At 56.6% G+C, this 17,601-nt stretch carries 13 protein-coding genes and 1 tRNA gene; 9 read left to right on the top strand and 5 right to left on the bottom strand.

Annotated elements, in window-relative coordinates:
- The first annotated feature begins 13 nt into the window (after nt 1-13).
- The 6 genes from PL597_RS17885 (at nt 14) to PL597_RS17860 (ending at nt 6,511) form a co-directional block, all read left to right on the top strand.
- On the top strand, nt 14-928 hold the full coding sequence (locus tag PL597_RS17885) for an ABC transporter permease (RefSeq protein ID WP_077984726.1): 915 nt from the start codon (nt 14-16) through the stop codon (nt 926-928).
- A 15-nt stretch (nt 929-943) separates the two neighbouring features.
- Nucleotides 944-1,867, top strand: coding sequence for an ABC transporter permease (locus PL597_RS17880; protein WP_142913379.1), 924 nt, complete (start codon nt 944-946; stop codon nt 1,865-1,867).
- A complete protein-coding gene (locus PL597_RS17875) occupies nt 1,860-3,503 on the top strand; it encodes an ABC transporter ATP-binding protein (protein ID WP_271365843.1) in 1,644 nt (547 codons plus the stop codon). The genes PL597_RS17880 and PL597_RS17875 overlap by 8 nt, the downstream gene beginning before the upstream one ends.
- Nucleotides 3,500-4,381, top strand: coding sequence for a dihydrodipicolinate synthase family protein (locus tag PL597_RS17870; protein WP_271365842.1), 882 nt, complete (start codon nt 3,500-3,502; stop codon nt 4,379-4,381). Before PL597_RS17875 ends, PL597_RS17870 begins: the two co-directional genes overlap by 4 nt.
- 197 nt (nt 4,382-4,578) lie before the next feature.
- Nucleotides 4,579-4,668, top strand: a tRNA-Ser gene (locus PL597_RS17865).
- Between the two features lie 91 nt (nt 4,669-4,759).
- Entirely contained in the window at nt 4,760-6,511 is a 1,752-nt protein-coding gene (locus tag PL597_RS17860; protein WP_271365840.1) for a site-specific integrase, read from the top strand.
- Here the strand turns inward: PL597_RS17860 and PL597_RS17855 are convergent.
- The 5 genes from PL597_RS17855 to PL597_RS17835 form a co-directional block, all read right to left on the bottom strand.
- Nucleotides 6,508-9,636, bottom strand: a complete 3,129-nt coding sequence (locus tag PL597_RS17855; RefSeq protein WP_271365838.1) for a type I restriction endonuclease subunit R — start codon at nt 9,634-9,636, stop codon at nt 6,508-6,510. The two genes, PL597_RS17860 and PL597_RS17855, sit on opposite strands and share 4 nt — an antisense overlap.
- Entirely contained in the window at nt 9,633-10,544 is a 912-nt protein-coding gene (locus PL597_RS17850) for a GIY-YIG nuclease family protein (RefSeq protein ID WP_271365836.1), read from the bottom strand. The genes PL597_RS17855 and PL597_RS17850 overlap by 4 nt, the downstream gene beginning before the upstream one ends.
- Nucleotides 10,541-11,704, bottom strand: coding sequence for a restriction endonuclease subunit S (locus PL597_RS17845; RefSeq protein ID WP_271365834.1), 1,164 nt, complete (start codon nt 11,702-11,704; stop codon nt 10,541-10,543). Before PL597_RS17845 ends, PL597_RS17850 begins: the two co-directional genes overlap by 4 nt.
- A gap of 143 nt (nt 11,705-11,847) precedes the next feature.
- Nucleotides 11,848-13,680: a type I restriction-modification system subunit M gene (locus PL597_RS17840; protein ID WP_271365832.1), complete on the bottom strand. Its 1,833-nt coding sequence runs from the start codon at nt 13,678-13,680 to the stop codon at nt 11,848-11,850.
- A gap of 30 nt (nt 13,681-13,710) precedes the next feature.
- Nucleotides 13,711-14,361 (bottom strand): GNAT family N-acetyltransferase, encoded by a 651-nt coding sequence (locus tag PL597_RS17835; protein ID WP_271365830.1) that lies wholly within the window; start codon nt 14,359-14,361, stop codon nt 13,711-13,713.
- A 250-nt stretch (nt 14,362-14,611) separates the two neighbouring features.
- On the opposite strand from PL597_RS17835, the gene PL597_RS17830 reads away from it, so the two are divergent.
- The 3 genes from PL597_RS17830 to PL597_RS17820 all read left to right on the top strand — a co-directional run bounded on the left by PL597_RS17830 (nt 14,612) and on the right by PL597_RS17820 (nt 17,360).
- Entirely contained in the window at nt 14,612-15,208 is a 597-nt protein-coding gene (locus PL597_RS17830) for a recombinase family protein (RefSeq protein WP_099086416.1), read from the top strand.
- Nucleotides 15,209-15,298: 90 nt separating this feature from the next.
- Nucleotides 15,299-16,597, top strand: coding sequence for a hypothetical protein (locus PL597_RS17825; RefSeq protein ID WP_271365827.1), 1,299 nt, complete (start codon nt 15,299-15,301; stop codon nt 16,595-16,597).
- 79 nt (nt 16,598-16,676) lie between these two features.
- The gene (locus PL597_RS17820) at nt 16,677-17,360 is read left to right on the top strand and encodes a hypothetical protein (protein WP_233283388.1); all 684 of its coding nucleotides are present in this window, start codon (nt 16,677-16,679) and stop codon (nt 17,358-17,360) included.
- Nucleotides 17,361-17,601 lie beyond the last annotated feature (241 nt).

The raw sequence follows: 17,601 nt of genomic DNA, 5'->3' as shown, positions 1-17,601 counted from the left end.
ACCGGAGGCAACCATGCTGAGTTTCATCCGAAAACGTTCCGTTGCGAGCCTGATCTCCCTGATCGGCCTCATCGTGATGGTTTTCTTCCTGTCGCGCCTGACGGGGGACCCGGCCGCATTGTTTCTGCCGGTGGAGGCTTCGGAGGAGTTGAAGCAGCAGTTTCGGGCGCTGCACGGGCTGAACGATCCGCTGACGGTGCAGTTCCTGCGCTATGCGGGCGATGTGATGACGGGTGATCTCGGAGAATCACTGAGAAAAGCGCGCCCGGCGCTGGATGTGGTGCTGGAGGCTTTTGTCTGGACGCTCTGGCTCGCTGTCATCACCATGTCGCTCGTTACCTCCGCCGCCATAGTCATCGGTTCGCTTGCGGCTTTCCGCTCTGGTGGCTTCTTCGACCGCATGGCTTCCAGTATCTCGCTCATCGGTGCATCCGTGCCGGATTTCTGGCTGGCGATCGTCGCCATCGTCGTCTTCTCTGTCAATCTCGCCTGGTTGCCCACGTCGGGAACGGGCTCCGTGCTGCACTGGATATTGCCGATCGCAGTCCTTTTTGTGCGCCCCTTCGGCATTATCGTGCAGGTGGTGCGCGGTTCGATGATCGGTGCTTTGTCCTCGGCCTATGTCAAGACGGCGCGCGCCAAGGGCGTAAAGTCGGGTCCGATCATTTTCATCCACGCTTTGCGAAACGCCATGCTGCCGGTCATCACCGTCATTGGCGATCAGGCGGCAAGCCTTCTCAATGGCGCCGTCATCGTCGAAACGATTTTCGGTTTTCCCGGCGTTGGCAAGCTGATGATCGACTCCATTCTTCAGCGCGATTTCAACGTCGTGCTGGCCGCCATTCTCGTGACCGCGCTGGCGATCTTCCTGATGAATCTTCTGATCGATATCGCCTATGCGCTCCTTGATCCGCGTATCCGGCACTGAGGAGGCCGTTCAGCCATGAGCCTTTCCAGCGCCGACAACGAGATCACCGCCGAGCCGTCCTTCGCAACACGTATGCTGCGCATGTTGTGGGCGGATAAATTCGCGCTCTGCGCCGCGATCTTCCTCATCGTCGTCGTTATCCTCGCTTTTGTCGGCCCGGCGTGGCTTGGCGATCTGGCGACGAAACAGAACCTGCGCGGGCGCAACCTCGCCCCGTTCGACTGGCAGCGCGAGTGGTATTTCTGGCTGGGGGCGGATGCGCTCGGCCGTTCGCTTCTCGCGCGCATTGTCGCCGCCACGCAAAACACGATGATGATCGCCGCCGGCGCGGTGCTTCTTTCCGCCATTACCGGCGCCGTGCTCGGGCTGATTGCCGGTTTTTCCTCCGACCGTGTCGGTCAGATCATCATGCGGCTTGCTGATGTTATCATGTCGTTCCCGTCGCTCTTGATTGCGGTCATCGTGCTTTATCTGCTCGGCTCCTCCATCCTCAACCTGATGCTGGTTCTCGCCATCACCCGCATTCCCGTTTACATCCGGACGACAAGGGCGGAGGTGCTTGAGGTGCGCGAGCGTATGTTCGTGCAGGCGGCGCGCGTGATGGGCGCATCCGGCAAGCGCATCCTGTTCCGCCACATCCTGCCCGTCGTGTTGCCGACGCTGACGACGCTTGCCACGCTTGATTTCGCCTATGTGATGCTGGCGGAAAGCGCGCTATCCTTCCTCGGTATCGGCATTCAGCCGCCGGAAATCACCTGGGGCCTGATGATTTCGCAGGGGCGGCAATATCTTACCAATGCCTGGTGGCTGTCCTTCTGGCCGGGACTTGCCATCATCCTCACAACCCTGTCGCTCAACCTGCTTTCGAACTGGCTGCGCATCGCGCTTGATCCCGTGCAGCGCTGGCGCCTGGAAATGAAAGGCCGCAAGCATGGCTGACCGTCTTCTCGACGTGCGCAACCTGTCCGTGGAGTTCCACACCGCAAGCGGTGTCGTCCATGCGGTAAAGGATGTCTCCTACCATATCGACCGTGGCGAAACGCTGGCCATCCTCGGCGAAAGCGGTTCGGGCAAGTCGGTATCGTCCTCGGCCATCATGAACCTCATCGACATGCCGCCCGGACATATCGGCGGCGGTCAGATATTGCTCGACGGTCAGGACCTTCTGACCATGCCGACCGAGGCGCGCCGCGAGATCAACGGCCGGCGCATCGCCATGATCTTTCAGGACCCGCTTAGCCACCTCAATCCGGTCTATACCGTCGGTTGGCAGATCCGCGAGGCGATGACCACCCATGGCATGAGCAAGGCGGCGGCGGAAACGGAGGCGAGGCGGCTTGTCGCCCGCGTCGGCATTCCTGACCCGGACGGGGCCTTGAAGAAATATCCGCATGAATTTTCCGGCGGTCAGCGCCAGCGCGTCATGATCGCCATGGCGCTGGCGCTTCGGCCCGATCTCCTGATCGCCGATGAGCCGACCACCGCGCTTGACGTGACGGTGCAGGCTGAGGTGCTTTCGCTGCTCAAGGAATTGCAGCGAGAAACCGGCATGGCCGTGCTCATCATCACTCACGATCTCGGCGTCGTCGCCGAAATCGCCGATCGCGTGGTTGTGATGGAAAAGGGCGTTCTGGTCGAGGCCGGCACGGTTCGCGAGGTCTATCGAAATCCGCAACACCCCTATACCCGCAAGCTCATCAGCGCAGCACCCGGCAAGGGCGATATGCATGAGCCGCAGGGGGTGGGCGAAGCGCTGCTCAGCGTGCGTGACGTGCGCAAGCGTTACGGCGCCTTCGAGGCGCTGAAGGGCATTTCCTTCGACCTCATGCCCGGAGAAACCATTGCCGTCGTCGGTGAAAGCGGTTCTGGCAAATCGACGCTGGCGCGTATTCTCTTGCGGCTGGACGAGCCGGATGCGGGCAGCGCCTTGTGGAAGGGCCGCGACCTTTTCAAGCTCTCGCCTGCTGAACTTTTTGCGCTCCGGCGCGATTTGCAGATGGTGTTTCAGGACCCCACCCAGTCGCTCAATCCGCGCATGACCGTGTTTCAATTAATTTCCGAGGCCTGGGTCATCCATCCGGAGATATTGCCCAAGGCAAGATGGCGTGAACGGGTTGCCGAATTGCTGCATCAGGTGGGTCTCTCGCCGGAACATATGCGCCGTTATCCGCACCAGTTCTCCGGCGGTCAGCGGCAGCGGATCGCGATTGCCCGCGCATTGGCACTGGAACCCAAGCTCATCATCTGCGACGAAGCGGTCTCGGCTCTCGATGTCTCGGTTCAGGCGCAGGTCATAGCACTTCTGGATAAGCTGCGCCGCGAAATGGGCCTCTCCTTCATCTTCATCGCGCATGATTTGCCGGTTGTTCGGGATTTTGCCGATCACGTCATGGTCATGCAGGGGGGAGAGATTGTAGAGTTCGGTACCGTCCGACAGGTGTTCGAAGCGCCGTGCGAGGCCTATACCCGTGCCCTTCTGTCCGCGAGCCTCGATCCAGACCCTGATATGCAATCCCAGCGTCATCCGTCCGTTGCCGGCGATGCCGTCGCAAATTCAAGCGGAGTTCTTTCATGAGCAAACAAGCTTTCGTCGCGCTCGTTACCTGTTTCAACGAGGACGAAACCATCAACTATGAGGCAACCCGCGCACAGGTGCGCCGCCAGGTGGCGGCCGGTAACAACATTATGTGCGCCGGGACCAATGGCGATTTTACCGCTTTGACGCATACGGAAAAAATCCGGCTGACCGAAGAGGTGGTGGACGAAGTTGCCGGCCGTGCCAAGGTCATCGTGAATGCGGGCATGCCCGCCACATTCGAAACCCTGCAACTTGCCAAAGCCTTCGACCGCATCGGCGCCGACGGTATCGCCGTCATCACGCCCTTCTTCATCGCCTGCACGCAGGATGGCCTGATCCGCCATTTCTCGACAGTGGCCGATGCCGTTGAAACGCCGGTCTATCTCTATGACATTCCCGCCCGCACCCAGAACCACATAGAGCCTGAAACCGCACGCAAACTCGCCATCCATGGCAATATCGCAGGCATCAAGGATTCCGGCGGCGCTCAGCAGACGCTCGAAGCCTATCTTCATGTGGCAAAGGAGATGCCGGGTTTCGAGGTCTATTCCGGCCCGGATCACCTCGTTCTCTGGTCGTTACAGAACGGCGCGGCGGGCTGCATTTCCGGCCTCGGCAACGCACTGCCGGATGTTCTGGCCGGCATTCTCAATGCTTTCAACGCCGGCGATATCACCGAGGCCGAACGCCAGCAGGCAATCTACACTGACTTCCGCATCGATCTCTACGCCCTCGGCTTCGCACCGGCCATGGTCAAGCGCTCGCTTTATCTCCAGGACTCTTCCGTTGGCGCCAGTCGCCAACCGGCCCTTCTGCCGGATAAAGCGCAGGATGAAAAAATCCTGGAAATCTTGCGGCGTTATCAACGGCTCTGACGCCGTGAGCGACTGTAACGCGCACCGCAGCGGATCGTGTGCCTCACCTTAAAAATATATGCCAAACGGCCATCATCAAAAGCATTTTCCCTAGCCTGATCCATGGCGAATAATTTGTGACATAAACACGAAATTCCCCTTGTCAGCCCCGCCATTGATGTTTAAGAGGAGCGCGCAACGCAAGCGTTCGCGCATGCGGAGAGGTGGCAGAGTGGTCGAATGCACCGCACTCGAAATGCGGCATACCTGCAAGGGTATCGTGGGTTCGAATCCCACCCTCTCCGCCATTTTGAACCGAAGCGCCTGCGTTTCCTAGTAAGTTAGCATTTTCAGTGCCTTGATCTTCTCGTTGTTCCACTCAACTGTTACAGTAGAGCGATGAAAGACATGCCCAGACACCCCCGATTAATGATGCGCGGTAATACCTATTGGCACCGCGCTGCCATCCCCTCAGACATAAAAGAAACCTATCCTAAGGCGGAAGAGACGTTCTCGCTTCGGACGAAGAACGCCTATGAAGCCCTCATAGCTGTACGGAAGGCTGCTGCCGAGGTTGATGAAAAGTTCGATGCTCATCGTCGTCAGATGGCAGCTCTTAGCACGCCGCCGGTGTCCGAGTTGTCCAAGGCTCAGTTGGACCTTGTCGAAGACCTCTACTACGCGCACCTTCTCGATGAGGACGAAGGTATCAGAATGGACGGCTTCTACGAAGCGGATGAGCCGCAACCGGAGGCACCAGTGCAAAGTTTCGAGGAACGTGTGGCCTCTTCGGAGGAGTTCGCTGAAGGGGCAGGTTTCCTGCTCGCCAGAGGGAAGAGTGACGCGTTTTACCGAGCTGAGGCCGAAGAAGTGCTCACTTGGGACGGTCTTGAGGTTAGATTGGATGGAAATTCGCCAAGTTGGAAGGCGGTCTATCGGTCGATACAGTCTGCAATCGTTCGAGCTCAATCCGCGATTGATGCCCGCAACAAAGGCCAGGTGATTAAAACGCCGGAGATTGCCGTAGTTGCAGTGCCAGCAGCTGTCTCCAAGCCTTTAGAAGCTGGCGCAGTGACTGCAGGGCAGGCTCGGGCGGAATGGATTATCGAAAAGTCGCGCTCTGCTTGGGTAGAGAAGACGCGACGGGAGCATGAGGTGTGGTCGCAACACTTCCTCACTCTCGTTGGCGACCGTCCCATTGGTTCGTACGCCAAGGCCGATGGCAGGGCGTTCAAGCAGGCGCTTCAAAAGCTCCCGGCCAACTGGAACAAACACAAGGGCCTGGTTGGCCTGAGCTTTGCTGAAGCCGCTAAGAAGTCTGGAGAGTTGGCACTTCCTCCAATGTCCGACCGGAACTTGAACAAAATCATTGGCTTCGTTGGTGCATTTTGGAATTGGGCGGCTGAGAATTATGATGAGGTCAGCGGGAACCCATTCGACAGCCTTAAGCTGAAAATCAAGAAAAGTGTTCGAGATGAACGCGACCCGTTCTCTCTCGATCAACTCCAAGCCATTTTCAGTTCGCCGATCTACACCGGTTGTCACTCTGAGCACTACTGGGCTCGACCCGGAAATGAAGTTTTCTCGTCGAGTGGTAGGTATTGGGTTCCATTGATCAGCTTATTTTCTGGTGCTCGGATGGGCGAGATCATCCAGTTAAGAGTTGATGATGTTCGCGATGAGAGCGGCGTTCTCCACTTCCATCTGGTCGATGAATATGAAGATCAGCGATTAAAGACTGCCAACGCCTATCGGCGCATCCCTGTTCACCCCGAGCTCATAAGGCTTGGCCTGATGCAGCTAATCCAGAGCAGGCGTGACGCTGGGGTCGCCCGCTTGTTTCCCGACCTTCCCATGGGGGCGGATGGATACTACTCGTCGCCCTTCTCAAAGTTCTACGCCAGATTTCTAAAGGTTGTTGGGGTTAAAGGCTCCAAGACCGCGTTCCACAGCTTCCGCCATAACTTCGAGGATGCGTGCCGTGATGCGGAGATGCCTGCCGAGATCATGAATACGCTCCAAGGTCACAGTGAGAAAGGAATGGCGGCACGTTATGGCAAGGGCTATGTCCTTCCCAAGCTCGATGAGTGGGTTCGCAGAGTTAAATATGACGGCTTGGACCTAAGCCATCTGAGCGTCAGACCAGACTAAGCGCCGAATTGGGGGCTATGCGATGCGCGAGCGCGAAGCGCTTCGTATAGCTGCCCTGGGCCAAGCAAAACCTCTTTGAGGCCATCCTGGACCCGCTTGGACTTGAGCGCCTGCTCGCTCATGGTCCGGTGCGCGTCGAACGCATCGATGATTGCGTCAACAAGAGCCTGCGCCAAATCGGGTGAGTTTGAAAACTGCTCTTTGGTATTGTTCGCAGCTTGCTCGCCCAATCGCTCCGATTGCAGTAGCTTTCCCTTGATCACGTTGTTGACGTAAACCAGTTGGTCATCGTCCGAAGTGTCGCCTGTGAACAGTTCGTTGACCTTGGCGATGATCTCGGCCAGGAGCGCGGTCTCCTTCTCCTGCACGGAACCGGAACCCGCCTCGTAGATCGCCTGAAGCTTCTCGCCCATGCCTGGTGCTAAGGCTAAGTCACGCTTGCCTTTGGTGGAGAGCTTGTGATGGCTTAGGACAATGCTAGAGGTGTCCACGACCTCGCGTTCGCGACCGAACTTCAGGAGTGGCAGCAAGCGTCGGAAAAAGATGTGCCTAGCTTCCACGGCTGTGTTGCCGAAGTCGATAACCTGCGAGAGGAAGGCGTAGAGGCGGATGTAGGCGCCGATGTCACTGCGGAAAAGGATGAGCGCTTCCATCTCGTCTTTTGCTGCCTTCTCCATGCGATGGTCGCTGGAAGCCTCCGCTACCCGTTGCCGATCCTGGGCATCCCTAAAGCCACGTAGAAGACGATCTGCTACCGGAGTGATGGCGGCGACAAGGTCACCGTGTTTCGCGTTGGGGTTCAGCTCCACCTCAACCACGCGGTTCACTTCGAACTCGTCGTAGTAACCCAGGCCGTCCAGTTTGGCCTTGAGGTCGAGGACGACGTTTGGGTCAGTAACGCTGTTAAGTTCTGCGGTCTCAAAGTAGGTGCGGAATGCTGCCAGTATGTCGTCACCGGCATTGATGAAGTCGAGTACGTAGGTGGTGTCTTTGCCAGGATGAGCCCGGTTGAGGCGGGACAAGGTCTGGACTGCCTGGATGCCCGCAAGCCGTCGGTCGACATACATGCCACAGAGCAACGGCTGGTCAAAGCCTGTCTGGAACTTATTGGCTACCAACAGGATGTGGTGCTCAGGCAGTTTGAATGCCTCGCGGATGTCGCGCCCTGCTAATCCTGGGTTCAGCTCCCAGCTGGTTTCGGTGAATGGTTCTGGACCGGTCTTGGGGTCGCTGACCTCACCTGAGAAAGCTACAAGCGTCCCGAGCTCGTAACCCTGTTCTTTAATGTACTTTTGGATAGCTAGCTGCCAGCGGACGGCCTCAAGGCGGCTACCAACCACAACCATGGCCTTCGCCCGCCCGTCCAGAAGCGGACGCACGTTGGCACGATAATGCTCAACGACAATCTGGACCTTCTGACTAATGTTATAGGGGTGGAGGCGTACCCAGCGTAGTAAAGATTTCCGCGCTTCGGACCGTTCAACTTCGATCTCGCCAAGCGTGTCGTCTTGGTTTGCTAAGCGGAAGGCAAGATCATAGGGCGTGTAGTTTCGCAGCACATCAAGGATGAAGCCCTCCTCAATGGCCTGGCGCATTGAATAGACGTGGAAGGCTTGTGGCAGATTGTCCTGATCAGCAGGTTCGTCTGGTCGTGGCCTCCGCCCGAACAGCTCTAGTGTCTTGCCCTTGGGGGTTGCGGTGAAAGCCACGTAGGTGATGCCGCTCTCGGCTGCGCGGGCTGCCATATTTGCGCCAAGAATGTCCTCGGTGCTGATCTCGCCACCATCGTTGAGGCTCGCCACCTCCTCGGCCGAGAGTACCGCCTTAAGCTTAGCTGCAGCTTCCCCGGTTTGGCTAGAATGCGCTTCGTCCGCGATTACGGCAAACTTCTTACCCTCCGTTGCCGCGAGAGTTTGAACCTCCTTCAGCGCAAAAGGGAAGGTCTGGATGGTGCAGACCACGATCTTCTTGCCGTTCGCCAGCGCCTGGGCAAGTTGTCCGCTCTTAGCCCGCCCATCGTTACGGATGGTTGCCACCACACCGGCATTGCGCTCGAAGCTGAAAATGGCTTCCTGCAACTGGGTGTCGATAACATTGCGGTCTGAAACGACTAGGACGCTGTCGAATACCTTGCGGTCCTGCGCATCATGGAGGTCGGCCAAGAAGTGGGCTGACCAGGCGATGGAGTTAGTCTTGCCCGACCCAGCCGAGTGTTGGATGAGGTACTTTGCTCCAGCGCCCTCTTGCAGTACCGCTTCGCGGAGCTTGCGTGTTGCGTCAAGTTGGTGAAAGCGCGGGAACAGGTAGCGCGTCAGCTTCTTCTTGCTGTCTCGTTCGCCGACGATGTATCGCCCGATGATTTCTAACCAACTGTCACGCTGCCACACCTCCTCCCAGAGGTAGGCCGTTGGATGCCCCGAGGTGTTCGTTGGGTTGCCTTTTCCTCCATCACGGCCTTTGTTGAAGGGCAGAAAGCTCGTGAGCGGTCCGATGAGCTTGGTGGTCATCATGACTTCCACGTTGCTCACAGCAAAGTGCACCATCGCGCCGCCCGGAAAGGCCAGCAGTGGTTCTTGTGTTCCACCTTTGGGGTTTGGATGCCGGTCAAAGCGATACTGATCTACAGCGTCCTGAACGGATTGCGTGAAGTCGGTCTTCAGCTCGACCGTCGCTACCGGCAGGCCATTGAGGACGAGCACCAAGTCGATGGCGTTCTCATTGCCGGTCGAGTACCGCAACTGCCGCACCACACGCAGCCGATTAGCTTGGTAACGCGCCTGGATGTCTGGGTTGATACCCGAAGCAGGGCGGAACTGAGCAAGTTTCAAGGGTGATCTGAGGCCGACCAACTCGACACCATTGCGCAAAACGTCCAATGTCCCACGGTCGTCTAGCGCCTTTCGGACACGGTCTTGCACAATAGCTTCGGCTGCAGTGCCGTTGTTCTTGACGAGTATGTTCCAGGCATCCGGCTGGGTAACCTGTAGCCAAGCGATCAAGTCGGGGCTGAACATTGCCCTAGCGCGGTCGTAGTCTTGAGCATCACCATTGCCGTAGAGCCATCCATTTGCGGCGAGATGATCGCACACCTCGTTCTCGAAGCTGATCTCGCGATGAAGGTTCATTGCGCCGCACCCACACCGCTGTAAATCTGTCTGGCTTCCCATTCCTTGTAGGGTAGGCCACTTCCCTTCTGCTTCCACTCCGTTTGGCCATTCGCCGCTCTGCCAAAGATGACAGCGGCCGCCGCGCTCGGGCTCTTAAAGGCGTAATTGGATGCAAAACGTCGATGCGCGCCGTCTGGCAGCAATACTGATGAATTAACGAGTTCGTCATATAGCCGTCGATAGGTGTGCTCGCTTTTGCCCTCCCACTCCGAACGTGCTGTGGAGCCTGCTTCAACGATGAACTCACCTTCTACGAGGCGAGCAACCGCTTGAAGGGCATGTCTGGCACTCGTTAACTCGAACTCTGCTCCCACTGTGGAGGTCAAAGCAATTGTCGAAGTCGCTGATGCCGGACGCGTATTTTCCAGGAACATGTCCACGCGAACCGCCGGAAGGACCAAGTACAAATAGTCGAGAAAGCTCTCCATGTTCGCCCGTGCCGCCTCGTTTAAGGTGGGGCGCGCGGGCGAATTCCCATTGTCGAGCTTCATCCGACCAACGCTGCGGGCCTTCTCGATCAAGCGCGCCTCGATATATTGGGCATGTGCCTTATGCAGGTTGTTTGCGGACGTTGTGATGATCGCTACGCTCGTCCACCAATCCTTGTTGATGTCGTGGTTTTTGATGCGAAGGCTGATGTCGTCTCCTTCGCCTATGTACGCCAACGGTTCGCCGTCACGCTCACCCAGAAGAATATAGGCTCCAGCGTGACGTGCCTCGGGCCTGGAAAGCGCATCTCTAATCTGAGTTCGAGGTGCCATCAGGACATGGCCTGTCCAGTTGAAGACCTCCGCTGTGAGCATCCCATCTGGCCGTCCATCAATGAAATACAGTTCAAGGGATCGTCCTTGAGATTGCAGGCTCATGCAGCCGCCTCCACTAGTTCTGCCATACTGCTTACGTCGATCTTACCAGTCACCGCACTTGAGATCAGTGCAGATCGCCGTTCTTGTAAAAGACGGACTGCCTTTTCAGCCTCACCAAGTAGGCCATCAAACTGCCGAGTTTGGACATCCAAGAAACGTGAGATTGAGGCCTGTACCGTGGGCGACGGAACTGGAAGGCGAAGACCAGCGAGGCTTTCCCTGTTGATTTTCGGCATCGCCACGCGGTCAGCCTCAAGAACGGCCCAGCCAGTGAACTCTGGCGTTAGCAAAAGCCAAAAGAGGTACTCCTGTGACAAACCAATCCGTCCCCGCATCGGGTACATGTCAGCGCTGCAGAGCGTATCGGTGGGAGCGATTACTGCTTTCGCCAATGCAGGCCTGATCTTCGAGTAGATCACGTCACCTCGTCGACACAAGTATTTTCCGCTTTCTGCGCCCTGCTCTGCTGCCGTTTCCAGCCCGAGCAATCGCCCGGTGCAGCTTTCTATATGATTGGGTGCGATCAAGGGCATCGAGCGGAAAGGCTCCTCCTCAGGATTTACCTGCCCTTCGGCGATGCTTACGCAGCGGGAGAACTTGAGAACCTCCCAATGCTCCGGCACATCACCGAGCCACTCCACGCCGGACGGCCTCATGCGGGCGTTCGGGTCGAGGCCCTTGGTGACTGCGCGTGAGATGACGGCTTGGCGCTTCTCCTTGAGCAGTTCGATAAGCCGTTTGTGCTCCTCCACCAGTGCATCGATCTTGCCTGTCTCACGGTCGAGGAAGGCGGCGATGGCGTTTTGTTCTGGGAGTGGTGGGAGAAGAACGGGCATCCGAGAATGCTCTTGAGGTTCAAGGTCCCATTGGTTTGGCCGAATGCCCTTGGAAATCGAAAGGTAACCGGCGGTGTACTCTGCCGACCTGAGCAGGTAGTGCAGGTACCGGTTGTTCTGGCTGTGGCTGGCTTGAAAAATAAAGTACGCTGGACTGACAATGCCCCGAAACTCCGATACTGCCACGGAGCCTTGCCAAGCTTTCATCTTGTTGATTGCGAGGTCGCCGGGTTCCACCAGCTGATAGGGGCTGAGGTCGTCTGAAGGCTTGTTAAAGTTATCATCCCTCGACGCTTTGGGAACAACCCCAAAGTCACGGTACACCGACAGGAGTTGCTCTCCTTCATATCCCGTTCGTTTGACCCTACGGAACAAGGTCCATAGCGGAACTATATTCCATGAGCTTGGAATGGCCCCGAGCCAGCTGGAGCCGCTATCTCTCAGTTCATTTAGAGGACGCGCTCGCATTAGGAGAGTTCCCCAATCATTGCACGGATGCGGTTCGTGACCCGCTTCAATTCTGCGTCGATCTCCTCCAGCGGGCGCGGCGGCTCGAAAACGTAGAAGTGCCGATTGAATGGTATTTCGTAGCCAATCTTGGTCTTGTCGTGGTCGATCCAGGCATCCGCAGCATGAGGCAACACTTCGCGCTCAAAGTAGGTCTCTACGTCCTCGGTGAGGGGCACACTCTCGGTATCTCGCAGGTTGCTGTCCGGTTGCAACTTGCCCTTGCCCTTGCCCCGTTGCCCGAACACGATTTTCCCCTCCTCGTCGCGCAACGGCCGTTCCACAGTGATGGAGCGATAACCAAACGCCTGGTTTGGGAAAATGCGCGAGAGCGGCGCCAGCTTGACCTTGCCGCCTTCTGGGGCAGTTGGTTGGGCCTCACCTGATCTGATCACCCGTCGATCGGTTTCCTTGCCATCGGCATCGAGCACGGTCGCCAACTGCGCTTCAACGCATTCGCCAAAGAGCCTAGTGATCTCCCCGATGTCCTCTGCGCTCATCATCTTGCGCTTGGAGCCCAGGCTCTTGCGCATCTTCTGCCAAAAGCTTGAGCCATCGATGAGCTGAACCTGGCCCTTGCGGTTTGCAGGTTTGCGGTTGGTCAGCACCCAGACATAAGTTGCGATGCCGGTGTTGTAGAACATGTCCGTGGGTAGCGCGACAATGGCTTCTACAAGGTCGTTCTCCAGCACGTAGCGCCTGATCTCGCTCTCACCGCTTCCCGCACCACCCGTGAAAAGGGGCGAGCCATTGAGGACGATAGCAAAGCGACTGCCGCCATCTACCGCAGGCCGCATTTTCGACACCTGATGCATCAGGAACAGCAAGGAGCCATCGGACACTCGTGGCAGGCCAGGACCGAACCGACCTTTGAAACCTTGCTGCTCATGTTCCTTACGGACCACACTCTCTACCTTCTTCCACTCGACGCCGAATGGCGGATTGGAGAGCATGTAGTCGAACTTCTCGGTCATATGACCGTCGTCGGAGAGGGTGTTGCCGAAGACAATCTTGCTTACGTCCTGGCCCTTAATCAGCATGTCCGCCTTGCAGATGGCGTAGCTCTCAGGGTTAAGTTCCTGGCCGTTCATAACCAGTCGAGCATTAGGGTTGTGTTCAACAAGATATTCATCGGCAACCGAGAGCATCCCGCCCGTGCCCGCCGTTGGGTCGTATATCGTCCTGATCACACCTGGCTTAGACAGAACATCATCATCCTCGACAAAGAGAAGGTGGACCATAAGGCTGATCACTTCACGGGGAGTAAAGTGTTCGCCCGCCGTTTCATTCGACAATTCCGAGAAGCGCCTGATCAACTCCTCGAACGCTAATCCCATCTGGTGACTGCTCACTTCTGAGGGGCTTAGGTTGATACGAGTGAACTTTTCAGCGACCATGTAGAGCAGCCCCGCCTTGGCAAGCTTGTCTACCTGCGCAGCGAATTCGAACCGCTCGAAAATATCGCGTACGTCATCCGAAAAGCCTTGAATATAGAAGTGCAGGTTCTGCACTATGTTATCCTGGTCATCCACTAGACGCTTCATGTCAATGTCAGATGTATTGAAGAAGGGCAGCCCTGACTTGCGCCTGAGGAACGGCGTTGGGTCGATGCCCAAGCCTTCACGCGCCTTGAACTCAGCCAAAACGGCAGCACGGGTTGGCTCCAGCACGCAGTCGAGACGGCGCAACACGGTAAACGGCAGAATGACCTTACCATAGTCCGCCTGCTTATAATCGCCACGCAATAGGTCCGCTACCGACCAGATGAAAGATGAAAGTGCCTGCTGGTTCAACGCTGTAACCTCATATTGTAGTTCGGCATGTTACGGCTGCAAAGCTTGCTTTTCCGTAAGCTCTTTGGTCGGCTGGGCAAAGAAGACCTCATCTCCGGATGCAGCTACCGGTTCATGCCACGCGGCAACAAGCCAGCCAGGATGTTTTCGCTTCGATACCGCAGCAAAACCAAGCCGCTTATCTGATTGGTAATATTTAGCTAACTTGAGGCAAGCGGCATCGGGAACATCCTTCCCATCAGGATGTGCTTTTAGAATAACTAGCAGGCCGGGGCGTCCGAGAACATGCTGTGCTTCACGCATGAGGCGAAGTGCGACGCCTTGCCCTCGTAACTCTGGCGCCACCCAAACGCGTTCGAGGTGGGCGACGCAATCGTAGGCACCCAACGCGAGGGGCAGCTTTAATGCCTTCACCCAAAGCGGGCGCTGATCAGCTAGTATATGGAATACCTCCATTGCATGACCGCTGCGCATGTCGAAGATGTCGAAGTACCAATCATCTCCCTCTTCCGGTAGATAACCGGGCTGCACCAGAAACCCACTCAGCTTGGCGAGGATTGAGGAAGGGGCGCCATCCTTAGCTGGCTCATCGATTAGCGTCACTCTGAATTCCAGCAGGTCGCGGTCATCAGTATTCTTGCTGAACGTGGTCTCAACTTTAAGATACTTGAGGTCTTCCATTCGACGGCTCCTAGGAATTTTATGCCAAAAAAATTCGAGACCCCCATCTGACTAAGATGCCTCTTCGAACTCCCCCCTCCCGGTAGGTAGCCCGCGTTACGCAGTACAGGCTCGGCCTCTGACTGTCCATAAGGGCAGGGTCCAATGGACGGCGTCAATGGGTCTCAATTTGCTGTCCAAAAGAGTAGGCGTTGACTTTTGGACGGTTGTTCGATTTATATCTAAACCCTATTGGACATTTGGGGGTATCATGCTGATCGGTTATGCGAGGACTTCAACACAAGAGCAGGTCGCTGGTTTGGAAGCCCAGGTTCGGGACCTAGTCGCGGAAGGCTGCGATAAGATATTTCAGGAGCAGACCTCGGCTTTGAGTTCCCGCCCGCAACTCGATGCTGCGCTGACGTTTCTTCGAGAGGGGGACACTTTGGTAGTGAGCAAGGTGGACCGCTTGGCCCGCAACACGAGGGCACTCGGCGAGATCGTGGATGACTTGCATCAGCGTGGTGTGGGCCTTCGAGTGCTGCAGTTCGGCAAGGAGACCGTCGATACCAACGGAGCATATGGACGGCTAATTCTCAATATGTTCGCCGCGTTTGCCGAGTTTGAGCGCACCCTTATGAAGGAACGGCAGATCGAAGGTATCAACAAGGCCAAAGCGCAGGGCAAATACAAGGGTCGCAAACCTACGGCTAGAGCCAAGGCTGATGACGCTGTGGAGCTGTTTCGCTCTGGAAAGTCAGTGTCGCAGGTGGCAACAGAGCTTGGAATTGGCCGTGGCTCAGTTTATCGAGCACTTGAAAGCGCTGGCCTCAAAGCGACTAACGAAAGCTCTCCTGAACTCCGGTGATATTCTTCCACGCCTTGCATTTGTCAGTGGGAGCCTTTCACTGACAGACTGCGGGGTGGCTATTTATGACAGGCATGCTGAATTTCTGAAATGACTGATGACGATTTCGAGCCCGTAAGTGCTCCAAAAGACAGACCGCTTAACCCATACCGGTTGCCCAACAGCGTACGTTTAGCAAGTCTCGTCAGAGACATCGCAGCGGAGGTGGATGCGAGCCTTCCAGAGCGCAAGCGGAAGCGCCGAGCGATAGACCAAAATACCTTCGATCGCACAGTCGCAGCGGTCATTTGCGATCTCGCTCTGTATAGCCTCATGGAGAGTGGAGACGGAATTTCGGTGCGACGCTCGAATATTTGGCCACCTGCTCGATACCGTACTCCAGTCCAAAGCAAGCTGTTGCCACCCATCCTGGACGCACTGTCTGAAAGTGGCCTCGACTATGTCCATCAGAACAAAGGCCAGCAGGGTTTTGAAGCGCACCAATCGTGGCTTACGAGCTTACGACCGACGCAGAAGCTGAAGTCACGCCTAGAGGCGCTCGGCATCGACTTCGATGACATCGGGCAGGAAGATGCTGGAGAGGTTATCCATTTGGCTTCTCCGAAAACGAGCAGAGGGGGTGTGGAACTCGCCCCGTATGAAGACACGGCAGAGACCATCAAGCTCCGTGAGCAGATGGCCACGATTAACAGTTGGCTGGTTCGTGCAGACATCTCGCTTGACGAGTTCATGTTCGAAGATGGAGACCATTACCCGGATGTCACTCAAAGGAAGCTTGTTCGACGTTTCACCCGAGGAAGCTTTGATAGTGGCGGTCGGCTCTGGAATGGCTTCTGGCAGGTCCTGAAAAAGAAACGTCGCCGCGATGCCCTCAGTATCGATGGAGAAGAGGTTGTTGAGCTTGATTATGGCCAGGCAGGTGCCCGCATCCTGTACGGTTTAGCACGCCTGCCTGTGCCTGAAGGCGATCTCTACAACATTCCAGGGTTCGAGGACTATCGGTCGGGGGTCAAGCAGGGTTTTGCTGCTATGGTGGCAGCCGATAGACGCCTGACCAGGACGCCTGGCGAGATCAAAGCTAACCTTGGTAGGAAACACACGATGGCCAAGTTCACGGCTGCGGTGGAAGCCTACCACGGCCCCGTCGCTCATCTTTTCTTCAATGGGGTCGGGCACACGGTGCAACGCATTGAGAGCGACATCCTTGTTAACACACTTCTCGGTTTGATTGATCGCGGCATAACCGCATTGCCGATACATGATGCGGTGGTCGTGCCTCGGTCAGCAGCCATGATAGGCAGGGACATCATGATGGAGGCCTTCTTATCCAGGTCAGGCGTGGATGGTGCTGTGAGCTCCTATCCACCAGATGCTCTTGGAGCTGGATGATTTGGACCTGAGCACAAACTCTCTCATGCTGATACAGCCATACAGGGCTGACCTCACTTAATCCTTAGATGGACCCGTAATGACGATTGACTGGACGAAACGCCAACGCCGCAAGAACGATATCAAGAGCAGAGCTGCCGCGCCAGACTGGGAGGTCGGCTCGTGCAAAGTCGTCGGCTGCGGCCATCCGGCTCGTGCCGCGACTGGGGAGGGCTTGGATCGCCGTTTCTGTCGATCGCACGCTGATCACTACAGCCGTCACGGAAGTCCGTACAAGAAAAGCTATACGGCTGCAGAGCTTCGCGAACATCGTGTCGCCGCTCGTCGATGGTTGGAGCAGCATATCGATGAGGCTTCGGTTCAGATCGCCGTGCTTCGAGTGAAAGGGCTGTTTCAGCAGGCAGGCTATCATGTGGAAGCCTTCCGTCTTCGCGGGCTGTCTCCCGAGGACCGCGCCAGAGCAGCATGGGCGCGCCTCAGAAAGGCGAAGGTCGAGCCGCTGGAAATCATTGCAGCTTGGATGGCCGTTGAAGCGAAGATCAAAGCTGACCCTCAACCCGAGTTGAAAAACGAGTTCAAGCACGTTCAAGCAGCCCGTCTCATCCACCGTATGGCATCCGGAACTCACAAATCGTGGCCCAAACCAGGAGGTGGCGTACAAGAGCTTCACGTCTACCCAAGGCCAAGAGGCAGGGTACTCAGGCACATCGGAGTTCAGATGGAAGAAGCCGCCGGAGATGTTTGTTCCAGTCGCAACTTTTGATCATCGTTGACCAGCTAGGAGCCGTTGCGACTGTTACATTGAAATGCTACAGAGCCATGTGGAAGCGAGTAGCTTAGCCATTGAAATTGTTAGGGTAAAAGGGCTCCGTGGAGTTTCCCACCCTCTCCGCCATTGATGCAAATGTCCAGACCGGAGACATAGGTAACAGTTTGTACCTAAGACATAGGTGACAATCTCGTGCCGAACGGATTGTCGATTGTTTGCAGCGTTCTCTGTTCCA

Source organism: Agrobacterium sp. ST15.13.013 (assembly GCF_027956525.1).
Taxonomy (GTDB): domain Bacteria; phylum Pseudomonadota; class Alphaproteobacteria; order Rhizobiales; family Rhizobiaceae; genus Agrobacterium; species Agrobacterium salinitolerans.
The sequence above is the reverse complement of the archived record's forward strand: the minus strand, read 5'-3'. Positions and strand labels throughout refer to the sequence as shown.